Origin of the sequence: Acidovorax sp. (genome assembly GCF_046294525.1) — a bacterium.
Lineage (GTDB): Bacteria > Pseudomonadota > Gammaproteobacteria > Burkholderiales > Burkholderiaceae_C > Acidovorax.
This window is the reverse complement of the sequence record NZ_JBKBKQ010000031.1, coordinates 1-12,576: the sequence shown is the minus strand read 5'-3', so window position 1 is coordinate 12,576 and position 12,576 is coordinate 1. Positions and strand designations below refer to the sequence as shown.

The 12,576-nt window shown below is 66.1% G+C and carries 12 protein-coding genes; 7 read left to right on the top strand and 5 right to left on the bottom strand.

Annotated features, from left to right (window positions below; all coding sequences use genetic code 11):
• Positions 1–178 precede the first annotated feature (178 nt).
• Both ACK4HJ_RS20195 and ACK4HJ_RS20190 read left to right on the top strand, forming a co-directional pair.
• Positions 179–928 carry a sulfite exporter TauE/SafE family protein gene (locus tag ACK4HJ_RS20195; RefSeq protein ID WP_409834890.1) on the top strand — a complete coding sequence of 250 codons (750 nt, stop codon included), beginning with the start codon at positions 179–181 and terminating at the stop codon, positions 926–928.
• Positions 925–2,205, top strand: a complete 1,281-nt coding sequence (locus ACK4HJ_RS20190) for an MFS transporter (RefSeq protein WP_409834888.1) — start codon at positions 925–927, stop codon at positions 2,203–2,205. Before ACK4HJ_RS20195 ends, ACK4HJ_RS20190 begins: the two co-directional genes overlap by 4 nt.
• Before the next feature lie 59 nt (positions 2,206–2,264).
• On the opposite strand, the gene dtd is transcribed toward ACK4HJ_RS20190, so the two are convergent.
• Together dtd and ACK4HJ_RS20180 are read right to left on the bottom strand one after the other, a co-directional pair.
• Entirely contained in the window at positions 2,265–2,717 is a 453-nt protein-coding gene (dtd, locus tag ACK4HJ_RS20185) for a D-aminoacyl-tRNA deacylase (protein WP_409834886.1), read from the bottom strand.
• Positions 2,714–3,664, bottom strand: coding sequence for a cation diffusion facilitator family transporter (locus ACK4HJ_RS20180; protein ID WP_409834884.1), 951 nt, complete (start codon positions 3,662–3,664; stop codon positions 2,714–2,716). The genes dtd and ACK4HJ_RS20180 overlap by 4 nt, the downstream gene beginning before the upstream one ends.
• 110 nt (positions 3,665–3,774) lie before the next feature.
• Between ACK4HJ_RS20180 and ACK4HJ_RS20175 the strand changes: the two genes are divergently transcribed.
• From ACK4HJ_RS20175 to ACK4HJ_RS20160, 4 genes are all read left to right on the top strand, one after another.
• Positions 3,775–5,301, top strand: coding sequence for a sensor histidine kinase (locus ACK4HJ_RS20175; protein ID WP_409834882.1), 1,527 nt, complete (start codon positions 3,775–3,777; stop codon positions 5,299–5,301).
• Positions 5,298–5,954, top strand: a complete 657-nt coding sequence (locus ACK4HJ_RS20170; RefSeq protein ID WP_409834880.1) for a response regulator transcription factor — start codon at positions 5,298–5,300, stop codon at positions 5,952–5,954. Before ACK4HJ_RS20175 ends, ACK4HJ_RS20170 begins: the two co-directional genes overlap by 4 nt.
• 137 nt (positions 5,955–6,091) lie before the next feature.
• On the top strand, positions 6,092–6,586 hold the full coding sequence (locus ACK4HJ_RS20165) for a GlcG/HbpS family heme-binding protein (protein ID WP_409834878.1): 495 nt from the start codon (positions 6,092–6,094) through the stop codon (positions 6,584–6,586).
• A 40-nt stretch (positions 6,587–6,626) separates the two neighbouring features.
• Positions 6,627–7,319: an ankyrin repeat domain-containing protein gene (locus ACK4HJ_RS20160; protein ID WP_409834876.1), complete on the top strand. Its 693-nt coding sequence runs from the start codon at positions 6,627–6,629 to the stop codon at positions 7,317–7,319.
• Positions 7,320–7,577: 258 nt separating this feature from the next.
• Here ACK4HJ_RS20160 and dbpA read toward each other — a convergent pair whose 3' ends face one another.
• Complete coding sequence (gene dbpA / locus ACK4HJ_RS20155; protein WP_409834874.1) at positions 7,578–8,996, bottom strand: ATP-dependent RNA helicase DbpA; 1,419 nt, start codon at positions 8,994–8,996, stop codon at positions 7,578–7,580.
• A gap of 175 nt (positions 8,997–9,171) precedes the next feature.
• Here dbpA and ACK4HJ_RS20150 point away from each other — a divergent pair, with 175 nt between their 5' ends.
• Positions 9,172–11,262 (top strand): putative bifunctional diguanylate cyclase/phosphodiesterase, encoded by a 2,091-nt coding sequence (locus tag ACK4HJ_RS20150; RefSeq protein ID WP_409834872.1) that lies wholly within the window; start codon positions 9,172–9,174, stop codon positions 11,260–11,262.
• 72 nt (positions 11,263–11,334) lie between these two features.
• Here ACK4HJ_RS20150 and ACK4HJ_RS20145 read toward each other — a convergent pair whose 3' ends face one another.
• Entirely contained in the window at positions 11,335–11,778 is a 444-nt protein-coding gene (locus ACK4HJ_RS20145) for a hypothetical protein (RefSeq protein ID WP_409834870.1), read from the bottom strand.
• 173 nt (positions 11,779–11,951) lie between these two features.
• The gene (locus ACK4HJ_RS20140) at positions 11,952–12,428 is read right to left on the bottom strand and encodes a hypothetical protein (protein WP_409834868.1); all 477 of its coding nucleotides are present in this window, start codon (positions 12,426–12,428) and stop codon (positions 11,952–11,954) included.
• Between the last annotated feature and the right edge of the window lie 148 nt (positions 12,429–12,576).

Genomic DNA, 12,576 nt, shown 5'->3' with positions numbered 1-12,576 from the left:
CGCGCACCGCGCAATGCGGGCCGCCCGCCGCGCATTGCACACTTTTTTCGCACAGCACCTTCTCCCACCTGCGGCACTTTCGCGACCTGTGCTGCGGCCCAGGGCGCCTAACATCGGGTGGCCCCGGCCCGCCCACGGCACGTCCCGCCCCACAAAAACAATCGCCTTCTGGAGACCCATGTTCGACACCGCCCTGCTGCTTGCCGCCGCCTTCGTGGCCGGCGCCCTCAACGCCGTCGCGGGCGGCGGCAGTTTTCTCACGCTGCCTGCGCTTGTCTTCACGGGCGTGCCGCCGGTGGTGGCCAATGCCACGGGCACCGTGGCGCTGCTTCCCGGCTATATGGCGGGCGCCTGGGGCTTTCGGGAAGACATGCAGCCGCCGCCCGGCCTGTCGTTGCGCGCGGTGGTGCTGCTGGCACTCATCGGCGGCTCGGCCGGGGCGGCGTTGCTGCTCGTCACGCCCGACGCTACCTTCCGCAAGGTGGTGCCCTGGCTGCTGCTCGCGGCCACCGCCATGTTTGCCTTCGGCCCCGCACTGCGTCGTTGGGCCGGTGCATCGGCCCAGGGCGCCGCCAAGCCCTGGAAGGCCGCCCTGGGCACGCTGGCGGTCGCTGGCTATGGCGGGTACTTCAACGGCGGGCTGGGCATCTTGCTGCTGGCACTGTTCGGCCTTCTCGGGCAGACGCAGCTCAACGCCATGAACGGCATGAAGAATCTCGTCTCTGCGCTGCTCACCGCCATTGCGGTGGCGATCTACGCGGCGGGCGGCATCGTGCTGTGGCCGCAGGCACTGGTGATGATGGTGGCCGCCACCGCGGGCGGCTACGGCGGCGCACGGGTGGCGCGCAAACTGCCCGCGCCCGTGCTGCGCTGGGGCATCGTGGCCACGGGCCTGGTGATGGCGGCGGTCTTCTTTTGGCGCCAGTGAGCCGCACCACACCACCGCCGCCCCCGCAGCCCACGTCAGCGGGCAAAGACCGCCCGCAGCCCCGTGCGCTGTGGGCCATGCTGCTGACGCTGCTCAGCGGCTTTGCGCTGAGCCAGGCCTTTCGCACCACTACGGCCATCCTGGCGCAGGGGCTGACGGCGGACTTCGGGCTCTCGCCCCAGTCGCTCGGCGCCTTTGCAGGGCTGTTCGGCCTGTCGTTTGGCGTCGCCCAGTTGCTGATGGGTGTGGGGCTGGACTTGTGGGGCCTGCGGCGCACCGTGCTTACCGCTTTCCCATTGGCCATCGCGGGCGCCGCGCTCTCGGCTGCGGCGCCGGGCTATGCGTGGCTGATGGCGGGCCAGTTGCTGATCGGCGTGGGATGCTCGCCAGCGTTCCTGGCCTGCACGCTGTTCATCGCGCGGCACTTTCCGGCAGAGCGGTTTGCCTACCTCTCGGGCGTGGCCATGGGGGTGGGCGGACTGGGCCTGCTGTTCACGGGCACGCCGCTGGCATGGCTGGTGCAGCACGGCGGTGGCTGGCGCACGGGCTATGCCGTGCTGGCGGTGCTGAGCGCCTTGTCGTGGCTGATGATCTACCTGCGGGTGCACGAACCCGCGCCGTTAGTGCCCCCGCCCGCCCAGCGCGAAACCTGGGGCCAGGCGCTGCTGGGCTTCGGCCAGCTCCTGACGGTGTCACACACCTGGGGCATCCTGGTGCTGGGCATGTCGGGCTACGCGGCCTTTTTGTCGCTGCGCGGCCTGTGGCTGGCGCCGCTGCTGATGGACCGCTACTACCTCTCGCTGGTGGACAGCGGCAACGTGGCGCTGGGCCTGTCGCTGATCGCGCTGTTTGCGCCCGGCCTGGCGGGCCGGCTGGACCCCGGCACCGGCCGGCGCAGGCGCTGGATCGGCAATGCATCGCTGCTGATGGCAGGGCTGTTTGTTGTTCTTGCGCTGCTGCGCGTGCACCCCGCGGCCAGCGTGGTGCTGATCCTGCTGATGGGTCTGCTGTCGGGCTACGGCGTGCTGCAGTACGCAGACGTGCGCGCCTCCTACCCACCCGCACTCACGGGCCGGGCCTTGTCGGCCTACACCATGGCCATGTTCCTGGGCGTGGCGCTGATGCAGTGGTTCACAGGCATTGTTGCCCACTGGGCGCAGCAGCAAGGGTGGGATGCGCACACCGCCGTCATGCTGGCCATTGCGGCCTGGCTGGCGCTGGCGTCAACGGCGTTCCGGGTGCTGCCGGTGTCGCCACTGGTCTCCAGCCAGAAATAAGAGTCAAATCGGCCCCTAGCGCTTATCCAGCAAGCGCTCACCGCTATTAATTTTGATTTTCAAGCCGTTGCGGGAGCCATCCGCAGCGGTATCGTCACCGGACCGTCGTTGACCAGGTGCACCTGCATGTCGGCTGCAAACTGGCCCGTGGCCACCCGGGGGTGCACGCTGCGAGCCTGGGCCACCACATAGTCGTACAGGCGTCGCCCCTCGTCCGGCGCTGCCGCCTGGGTGAAGCTGGGGCGGTTGCCGCCGGCGGTGTCGGCCGCCAGGGTGAACTGGCTGACCAGCAGCAGCCCGCCGCCGATATCCTGCACGCTCTGGTTCATCTTGCCTGCCGCGTCTGAAAAGATGCGCAGCTTGAGGATCTTGGCCAGCAGCCGGTCAGCCTCGGCTTCGGTGTCGCCGCGCTCGGCGCACACCAGCACCAGCAGCCCGGGGCCGATGGCGCCCACGGTCTGTCCGTCCACATCTACCCGCGCTTCACGCACGCGTTGCAACACACTGATCACTTCGTTGTTTCCTTGAGAACGTCCGGGCGGTCGTCAAAATGCGCCTCCACGTCGGTGGGCAGCAGCTCGATGGTGGCACGCAGGCCAGGCACCGCGGCCATCAGCGCGCGCTCCACTTGGCCACGCAGCTCGGCGGCGTGGCGCAGCGTCCAGTGCGCTGGCATGTGCAGGTGCATGTCCACAAACTGGCGCTGGCCCGCGCGGCGGGTGGAGACATGGTCAAAGCGCACGGCGCCCGGCGGCTGCGCGGCCACAAACTGCTGCAGCGTGGCGTCGATGGTGGCCTGCACTTCGGGCTCCACGGCCGCATCCATGAGACCCTGGGACGAGCGCCACACCAGCTCCACGCCCTCTTTCAGAATGTTGAGCGCCACGGCAATCGCCGCCACCGCATCCAGCCACAGCCAGCCGGTGAGGGCCGCCCCCGCAATGCCCACCAACACGCCCGCCGAGGTCCACACATCGGTGACCAGGTGCCGCGCATCCGCCTCCAGCGCAATGGACCGGTGCTCGCGCGCCGAGCGGAACATGATCCAGGCCAGCAACCCGTTGAGTGCCGAACTGGCCACCGACAGGCCCAGGCCCCAGCCCACTTGCGTGAGCGGCTGCGGCTCCATCAACCGGTGCCCTGCGGCCCACAGGATGCCCAGCGACACGCCCACGATGAGGACGCCCTCGAAGCCCGACGAAAAATACTCGGCCTTGTGGTGGCCGTAGGGATGGTCGTCGTCAGCCGGCCGCTGCGCGACCGTGACCATGGCCAACGCAAACACCGCACTGGCCAGGTTCACAAACGATTCCATCGCATCCGACAGCAGCCCCACCGAACCCGTGACCACCCAGGCCAGCGTCTTGAGCGTGATGGTGATGACCGCGACAGCCACCGACGCCCACAGCAGATTGCGCGGCGTGAACCAGGGGTGCAAAGGGGGAGGCAAGACAGTCATGGAGAAGTGCGAAGCAGGCCTGAATTACACCAGAGGCCCGCGCTGCGCGGGTTGGCCCCCTGCCCTGGCACGCCCCCCGGCGTGCCCAATGCCCATGCCAGAATCCGCCCATGCCCCTACCCGCTTGGCGCCGTGCCATCCCCACGCTCCCGCTGCGCAGCCTGCTGCTGTGGGTGCTGGTAGCCTGCGCGGGCGCCGGCTGGCTGGCCGTGGACCGCCTGCAGCAGCTGCACGCGGCGTTTGAGACCGACGCACGCATCGTGCACCGGCTACTGAGCCAGCGGGTGGTGCAGCACGACGCCATCATGGCCACGCTCGCGCTGCTGCAGCCGGCCGCTGCGGCGGGCGGCGCCAGCGCCACGGCCGCATCGCCCCTGCCCCGCCTGCCCTCGGTGTACCCGCAGATCCTGGCCGTGCTGCAGCGCACAGCGCAGGCCGACTGGCCCGCCGCCCTGCGCGATGAACTGGCCGCCGCCGAGGCCACGTCGCGCCGCACGGGCCATGCGGCCATGGCGGCGCTCAACCTGCCGGCCGGGCGTTACTACCTGGTGCTGGCCGGCGCGCCCGCCAGTTATGCGCTCCACATCGACCTGCGCGCCACCATCCCTACCGACGAGTGGCCCATGGACCTGACAAGCAGCCCCGTGCGCGTGACACTGGAGCAGGACGCGGAGGCTTTTGTCGTGCAGCCCGGCCGTACGCAGACGGGCGCCTGGGCGCGAACCTACGCATTTCACAAACACCTGGCTGCAGCCAGCCAGCCGCTGGATGTGGTGGCGCAGCGCAGCGTGGGCCTGCACGAGCTGCCCTGGTGGAGCATGCTGGGCTGGTGCCTGCTGACGGCCGCGCTGTGGGCCACTGGCCACGCCCTGTGGCGCCAGCGCGTGGCACGGCAGCGCGCCGAGGAGCTGCTGCGCCTGGGCCAGGTGGCCCGCCTCAACACGCTCGGCGAGCTGGCTGCAGGCATGGCGCACGAGCTGAACCAGCCGCTCACAGCCCTGCTGTCCAGCACCCAGGCCGCGCAGCGCCTGCTGGCCGACGACCCGCCAGAGATCGACACCGCCCAGACCGCCATGGCCCGCGCCGTGGAGCAGGCGCGCCGCGCATCCACCGTGGTGGGCCGCCTGCGCCGCCTGGTGGAGCGCCCCGACCTGGCTGGCCAGGCCCAGCCCCTGGCACTGCCCACGGCGGTGCACGACGCGCTGCACCTGCTGGAGCCCGAGCTGGCACAGCGCGACGTGGCGCCCGAGGTGTCTGCCGCCGCCGACCTGCCCAGCGTGCTGGCCGAGCCCGTGGCCCTGCAGCAGATCGTGCACAACCTGCTGATGAACGCACTGCAGGCGCTGGAACAGGTGCCCCCGTCCGAGCGCCGCCTGCGCATCCGCATGCAGCCTGCGGGCACAGACCACGTGGCCCTGTCCGTGCGCGACCACGGCCCGGGCGTCCCGCCCGAAGCCCGCCAGCGCCTGTTCGAGCCCTTTTTCACCACGCGCAGCGGTGGGCTCGGCCTGGGCCTCACGTTGTGCGAAAGCCTGGCCCAGGCGATGGGCGCCCAGCTGACCCTGGGGCCGGAGCTTGTTGGCGAAGAAGGCCGGGGCGCCGAGTTTGTTCTGACGCTGCCCATCGCCCGCCCATGACCGATACCGCCGCCCCCGCGCCCTCTTCGTCGTCGTCTTCGCTCTCGCCGCTCATCCACCTGGTGGACGACGATGCCGCCGTGCGTGACGGCCTCTCACTGCTCATCAGCACCGTGGGCCTGCGCGTGCAGGCCTGGGCCGACCCGCAGTCGTTCATGGCGGGGTTTGACCGCGCCAGCATCGGCGCCATCGTGCTCGATGTGCGCATGCCCGGCATCAGCGGCCTGACGGTGCTGGAGCAGCTGCTGGCCCAGGGCGTGGACCAGCCCGTGATTTTGCTCACCGGCCACGGCACGGTGGAGATGTGCCGCCGCGCGTTCAAGACCGGTGCGGCCGAGTTCCTGGAAAAGCCGGTGGACGACGAAGTGCTGATCGAGGCCCTGCAAAACGCAGTGCGCCAGCATGTGCGATCGCGCGAGCGCCACCAGGCCGACCAGCAGGCGCGCGAGCGTTTTGCGCAGCTCTCGGCCCGCGAGCGCGAGGTGCTGGGGCTGATCGTGGAGGGGCTGACCAACAAGGAAATCGGCCGCGCGCTGGAGCTGTCGCCGCGCACCGTGGAAACACACCGCGCCAATCTGTTTGCCAAGCTGGGGGCGGAGTCGCTGGCGCAGTTGATACGGCGGTATGCGGCGCTGGTGGATGCGTCGTCCTGACAAAGTTTTCAAGGCCTTCCGTAGTTCTACGGAGGCCCGCGCGTAGCCGCACGAATGGCTGAAAACGGCGGCAATTTTTACAGTTCTCCCACGGCGCCACAAAGGGTGGCACCGACACCAAAACACCGGAGAACACCATGCAAAACCGCCTCGCATCCACCGCCGCCCTCACCCTGTCCCTGATCGCCACCGCTGCCAGCGCCGAAGGCGTGCGCACCGAAAAGAACATCTCGCTGGACCTGGCCACGCAGATCGCCGCCCAGACCGTGTCCACCTGCACCGCCAACGGCTACAACGTCACCGCCACCGTGGTGGACCGCGCCGGCACCGTGCGCGCCGTGCACCGCGCCGACAACGCTGGCCCCCACACGCTGGAAGCCAGCCGCCTCAAGGCCTACACCTCGGCATCGGCCAAGAACACCACGCTGGCCATGATGGAAGGCGCACAGAAGAACCCCGCAGCGGCCAACCTGGTCAACATCCCCGGCTACCTGCTGCTGGGCGGCGGCGTGCCGGTGAAGGTGGGTAACGAAGTGATCGGCGCCGTGGGCGTGGGCGGTGCACCCGGCGGCCACCTGGACGAGCAATGCGCCGTGGCGGGCATCGCCAAGGTGCAGGACTTGCTGAAGTAATCTTTGCCGCCCTACTGGCAATGCACGCCTTGGAGGCACCATGAAGTACTCGAACCTTGTATTCGCACTTGTGGCCGCGCTGGCCTGCACGGCGCCCGCCCTTGCCCAGGTGCCGCCAACGGCAACCGAGACAGCGGCCTACCAGGGCCTGCATGCCGCGGCAGCGCGCGGCGACATGCCTGCGCTGAACAGGCTGATCACAACAAAGGCCGACCTGAATGCCCGTGATGGCTATGGCCGCACGCCGCTGCATGTGGCCACCTTTGCCCGGCGGGCCGACGCCATCCGCGCCCTCGCCCAGGCCGGGGCCGACCTGAACGCGCTGGAGAACGACCGTTACGACGCCGTGACCATCGCCGCCGTGGCCGACGACGAGGCCACGCTGCGCCTGCTGCTGCAAATGGGCGCCAGCGCCAAACAGGTGACTAGCCGCTACGACGGCACGGCCCTGATCGCCGCCGCCCACCTGGGCCACGACGGCGTGGTGCGCCAGCTGATCGCGGCCGGGGCGCCGCTGGACCATGTGAACAACCTGCACTGGACGGCGCTCATCGAGTCCATCGTGCTGGGCAACGGCGGCCCGCGCCACCAAGCCACGCTGCAGGCGCTGCTGCAGGCGGGGGCTAGCACCCGGTTGACCGACCGGCAAGGCAACACGCCGCTGCAGCTCGCACGGCAACGGGATTACGGCGAGATGGTGCAGATGCTGCAGGCGGCGGGGGCAGTGCAATGAGGCTCTGGGGGTCTTGGATGAGGTGTCAGGTTACGCTGCGCTAACCCGACCTACGTCCCTGCGCTGCACAAGCCATAGCTGGCAGCGCTTTTTACATAAGCGCTACAGGCGTTTTTGACCTCCAACCGTGGGTCTGGTTAGCCCAAGGGGCGTAACCCGACACTCCCCAATGGCGCGCCCTTCGCGCTGCACAGCATCACTCGTCAGTATCAAATTGATAGCTGCTAGCGCTTTACAAACAAGCGCTAAAGCCCAATTTCATTCAAATTCCTGGTATCCCGTCACCAGACGCGCCTTCACGGTCTTGCCCTTGACCCGCCCCTGGTTCAGACGCTGCACGGCCTGGGCGCCAATCGCGCGATCCACCGCCACGTAGGTGGAGAAGTCGTTCACATTGATCTTGCCCACCTGCTCACGGGTGTAACCCATGTCGCCGGTCAGCGCGCCCAGCACGTCGCCCGCGCGGATCTTCTCCTTGCGGCCGCCGATGATCTGGAGGGTGACCATGGGCGGCACCAGCGGGCCGCTGCCGGTGGGCGTGAGTTCGGCAATCGGGAACCAGCGCGACTCGCGGCCCTGCAGCTGCTCGATCTTGCCCACGTGGCCCATCTCGTCCAGGCTGGCCAGGTTCAGCGCCAGGCCCTCGGCATCGCCCCGGCCGGTGCGGCCGATGCGGTGGATGTGCACCTCGGGGTCGGGCGTCACGTCCACGTTGATCACGGCGGCCAGGTTCGCAATGTCCAGCCCGCGCGCGGCCACATCGGTGGCCACCAGCACCGAGCAACTCTTGTTGGCAAACTGCACCAGCACCTGGTCGCGCTCGCGCTGCTCCAGCTCGCCAAACAGCGCCAGCGCGCTGAAACCCTGCGCCTGCAGCACGCCCACCAGGTCGCGGCACTGCTGCTTGGTGTTGCAGAACGCAATGGACGAATCGGGCCGGAAGTGGTTGAGCAGCTGCGACACGGCGTGCAGGCGCTCGCTGTTCTTCACCTCGTACCAGCGCTGCTCGATCTTGCCTTCGGCATGCTGCGCCTGCACGGTGATCTGCTGCGGGTTCTTCATGAACTGCGCGCTGAGCTTGGCAATGCCTTCGGGGTAGGTGGCCGAGAACAGCAGGGTCTGGCGCTCTTTGGGGCATTGGCGCGCCACGGTCACGATGTCGTCGAAGAAGCCCATGTCGAGCATGCGGTCGGCTTCGTCCAGCACCAGGGTGTTGAGCGCTTCCAGCGTGAGGTGCTGGCGCTCCAGGTGGTCCATCACCCGGCCGGGCGTGCCCACCACGATGTGTGCGCCATGCTCCAGGCTCAGCATCTGGCCGCGCAGCGGCACGCCGCCGCACAGGGTCACGACCTTGATGTTCTCTTCGGCCCGCGCCAGGCGGCGGATCTCGGTGGTCACCTGGTCGGCCAGCTCGCGCGTGGGGCACAGCACCAGAGCCTGCACCGCAAAACGGCGGGGGTTGAGGTTGGCCAGCAGCGCCAGCGCAAACGCGGCCGTCTTGCCGCTGCCGGTGCTGGCCTGGGCGATCAGGTCCTTGCCCAGCAGCGCGGGTGGCAGGCTGGCCGCCTGGATGGGCGTCATTTGCATATAGCCCAGCTGGTGCAGGTTGGCCAGCATGGCGGGGCTGAGGGCCAGCGCGCTGAAGTCAGTGCGGGCTTGGTTTTCTTTGGAGGTCATGGGACGGGATTATCCCGGGCCGGTCGCTTCGCCCTGCACCGCGCTGCACGTGCGCGGGACACCCGGGCAATTCCCTTACTACTCCGTAAGGCGGATCGGCTATAACCGGATACACCTGCTGGCGCCCTCTGCGGTGCATGGAGCCCGCCAGCACGGTCCAAGCACCGGGTGGGACATGCCAGATTTAACCAACGCAGCAGCCAGCAACGCCGGGCCCGGTGGCGCCAGCGACTCTTTGCTGCGCCTGATCGCCGATTCGGTGCCCGCATTGATGGCGTACTACGACCTGCCCGGCCTGTGCTGCAAGTTTGCCAACCAGGGCTATGCGGCCTACAACGGGCACAGCACCCAGTCCATCCTGGGCCTTACCGTGCAGCAGGCCATCGGCGACAAGGCCTGGGCCAGCATCCAGCCCCATGTGGAGCGCAGCGCACGTGGCGAACACGTCAAGTACACGCGCGAACAAACCCTGCCCAATGGCGAGCTGCGCATGATCGAGGTGAACCTGATCCCGCACTTTGAGGATGGCGCCGCCACACCCCGGCAACTGGGCTCCTTCGTGCTCATCACCGACATCACTGAGCGCTGGCGCGCCGAGCGCACGGTGCGCCAGAGCGAAGAGCGCATGCGCAAGTTCACCGAAGCCACGGACGAAGCCATCGTGTTCCATCGTGACGGCCTCATCACGGACGGCAACGAGGCTCTGACCCGGCTCACGGGGTATGCATTGCAGGAGGTGCTGGGGCAGTCCATCTTCAACTACATCAGCCCCGAGTGGCGTGCGACGGCCCTGGATTACACCCGCAGCGGCCGCGAAGACCCGTACGAAGTCACCATTCGCCACAAGGACGGCCGCCCCATCCCCGTGGAGGTCGTCGGCAAGACCATGCCGCTGCACCATGCGGACTACCGCATCGTGGTGGTGCGCGACATCACCGCGCGGAAGCAGGCGCAAGAGCGCGAGGCCTTCATCGCCCTGCACGACAGCCTGACACAGCTGCCCAACCGGCACTTCCTGATGGAGCAGCTTTCGCAGGTGCTGTCGCTGGCCCGCAGGCGCCACGGCCGCACAGCGGTGCTGTTTGTGAATCTGGACCATTTCAAGACCGTGAACGATTCGCTGGGCCACCACGCGGGCGACCAGCTGCTGTGCAACGTGGCCGAGCGCCTGCGCAGCGGCGTTCGCGATGCCGATGTGGTGGCGCGGCTGGGCGGAGACGAGTTTGTGGTGGTGCTCACCGACGTGAGCAGCGCAGAAGACGCCGCCGTGGTCGCCGACAAGCTACTGGCCGCCATGCACGGCGTGTTCACCATCGACCAGTTGCCGCTCACCATCTCGCCCTCCATCGGCATCGCGCTGTACCCCGAACACGGCCACAGCGCGGACCACCTGCTGCGCTGTGCAGACGCCGCCATGCACCACGCCAAGGAAAGCGGCCGCGGCAACCGCCAGTTCTACGACCCCAGCATGGACGCCAGCGCCCTGGACGTACTGCGCCACGAACGCCTGCTGCGCGAAGCCATTGCGACCGACGCCTTCGAGCTGCACTACCAGCCCCAGGTGTGCCTGGCCGACGGCGCCCTGCAAGGCCTGGAAGCCCTGGTGCGCTGGCGCCACCCCGAACGCGGCCTGGTCGGCCCCGACGAGTTCATCACCTTCTCGGAATCGCGCGGCCTGATCACGCCCATCGGCCGCTGGGTGCTGCGCGAAGCCTGCCGCCAGCTCAAAGCCTGGCAGGACGAAGGCTTGGCCATGGTGCCGGTGGCCATCAACCTTTCTGCCCTGGAGTTCCGGCAGCGCGACGTCGCCGCCGAGATTGCCGCCGTCCTGCACGACACCGGCCTGGCGCCGCAGTACCTCGAAATTGAGCTGACAGAGTCCGTGCTGATGCACCAGACCGGCCAGACACTGGATACCCTGAACGCCCTCAAGGCGCTGGGTGTTGGGATCTCGGTAGACGACTTCGGGACGGGGTACTCATCGCTGGCATACCTGAAACGCTACCCCATCGACAAGCTCAAGATCGACCGGTCTTTTGTGATGGACACCCCAGACAACGCTGATGACGTGGCCATCGTCGCCGCCATCATCCAGATGGCGCGGAGTCTGCAGCTGAAGACCGTGGCGGAGGGAGTGGAGACGGAGGCGCAGGTTGAGTTGCTGCGGGGGTTGGGCTGTGAGCAGATCCAGGGGCATGTGGTGGCGGTGCCGATGGAGGTGGCGGCGGCGCGGGAGTGGTTGGCTCTGCATAGGGAAGCTTTATGAGTGCCCGGACCGAGGCTATTGACCTCTTCCCAACACCAGGCGCAACCGACCCCCTACCGGCACAAAATTAGATCACCTTTTATCTCGCATTGCGAAGTAACTTCCATAGCAAGACAAGGCACAAGAAAATCCAGCAGCAAAGTTCAATGCAAAATTCAACCTGCCATGTTCCAAAGAGAAATAATCATACACCCCGATTATTCCCATGATCGATATCATATGAATAATACCCACCCAACCAATACCAAACGAAGAAATCATCCGATTTGTCAACAGAATAATCATCAACAACAGGGAGACCGCAATGATTATGACCATTCGCGAAAAATCCAACTCCCAGTTCAATGCAATCAGCAGCATCAATACAAAAAAATAATAGTGCCGCCCTCCGATTACGGATTCGTGAATTTGGTCACCAACAATCATCGCCTTTAGCAATCCCCTCTTAGGAAGGCGTCCCACCCAATGGCAGCCTCGGACAGTTTGCGCATTTAAAAGTATTAAATCTAAAATCATTTTCTATCAGACCACTTTTCCCACAAAAATCTAAAGACCGTAATTATATAAACAATAGCGAAACAAAAAAACAAATAAATAAATAAATAGATTACCAAAGTATCCAAAATATGCCGCATCAATCAGATGTGCAACATATAAAACTCCACACACAACAAAGAGTCTAAAGTTTTTTATTTTGAGCAAATATCTGTAACTTTCTGGGCACATATTTCAACAGCACCTCCCAGAGCGCCACCAATGGTGGGGCCACCTTGCACAGAGATGCCGCCGTCGCTAGCAATACCGACCTCCGCACGTCCCCCTAAACCGACGGCCGCATTGCCAACACCACTAAGAGAATAACCCACATCACCCGGAGTAACTTTTCCTGTGCCGACGGAATATCCAACATTTCCTGCAACTGCAACGATAGGCCCTGCTAAGATGCACCCGGTATGCGTTACGAAATTATTCCCGTGAACGTCACTTGCAGTACCTACTTGCACAGAGACCCCTACACCGGCGGCCACAGTGCCTCCTGCACCGACCCCTCCTTGCAGACCTTCCTTCGCTTTTCCGATTACGGATTTCGCATAATCTGTCATTGGCTGGACGGTACTCCTGACAGCACTAGCCGCCTTATCGAACGCTGCTTTTGATGCATCCATCGGAGTTGCTGGAGAGAGGCCAAACAACCCTAACAGGCTGCTGAAATACTCCCCTGCGTTCGACCACCGCCCAGCTGGCACATGCGCATTTCTCGCGGCAGCTTCCGTATCCTGAAAGTCAGCTCATAAACCGCGTGCTTTGAGCCGC

Excerpts from the sequence above, each read along its gene's own strand:
- ACK4HJ_RS20195 (WP_409834890.1), top strand. The coding sequence starts at position 179 with ATGTTCGACACCGCCCTGCTGCTTGCCGCCGCCTTCGTGGCCGGCGCC.
- ACK4HJ_RS20180 (WP_409834884.1), bottom strand. The coding sequence starts at position 3,664 with ATGACTGTCTTGCCTCCCCCTTTGCACCCCTGGTTCACGCCGCGCAAT.
- ACK4HJ_RS20175 (WP_409834882.1), top strand. The coding sequence starts at position 3,775 with ATGCCCCTACCCGCTTGGCGCCGTGCCATCCCCACGCTCCCGCTGCGC.
- ACK4HJ_RS20170 (WP_409834880.1), top strand. The coding sequence starts at position 5,298 with ATGACCGATACCGCCGCCCCCGCGCCCTCTTCGTCGTCGTCTTCGCTC.
- ACK4HJ_RS20165 (WP_409834878.1), top strand. The coding sequence starts at position 6,092 with ATGCAAAACCGCCTCGCATCCACCGCCGCCCTCACCCTGTCCCTGATC.
- ACK4HJ_RS20160 (WP_409834876.1), top strand. The coding sequence starts at position 6,627 with ATGAAGTACTCGAACCTTGTATTCGCACTTGTGGCCGCGCTGGCCTGC.
- dbpA (WP_409834874.1), bottom strand. The coding sequence starts at position 8,996 with ATGACCTCCAAAGAAAACCAAGCCCGCACTGACTTCAGCGCGCTGGCC.
- ACK4HJ_RS20150 (WP_409834872.1), top strand. The coding sequence starts at position 9,172 with ATGCCAGATTTAACCAACGCAGCAGCCAGCAACGCCGGGCCCGGTGGC.
- ACK4HJ_RS20145 (WP_409834870.1), bottom strand. The coding sequence starts at position 11,778 with ATGATTTTAGATTTAATACTTTTAAATGCGCAAACTGTCCGAGGCTGC.
- ACK4HJ_RS20140 (WP_409834868.1), bottom strand. The coding sequence starts at position 12,428 with ATGGATGCATCAAAAGCAGCGTTCGATAAGGCGGCTAGTGCTGTCAGG.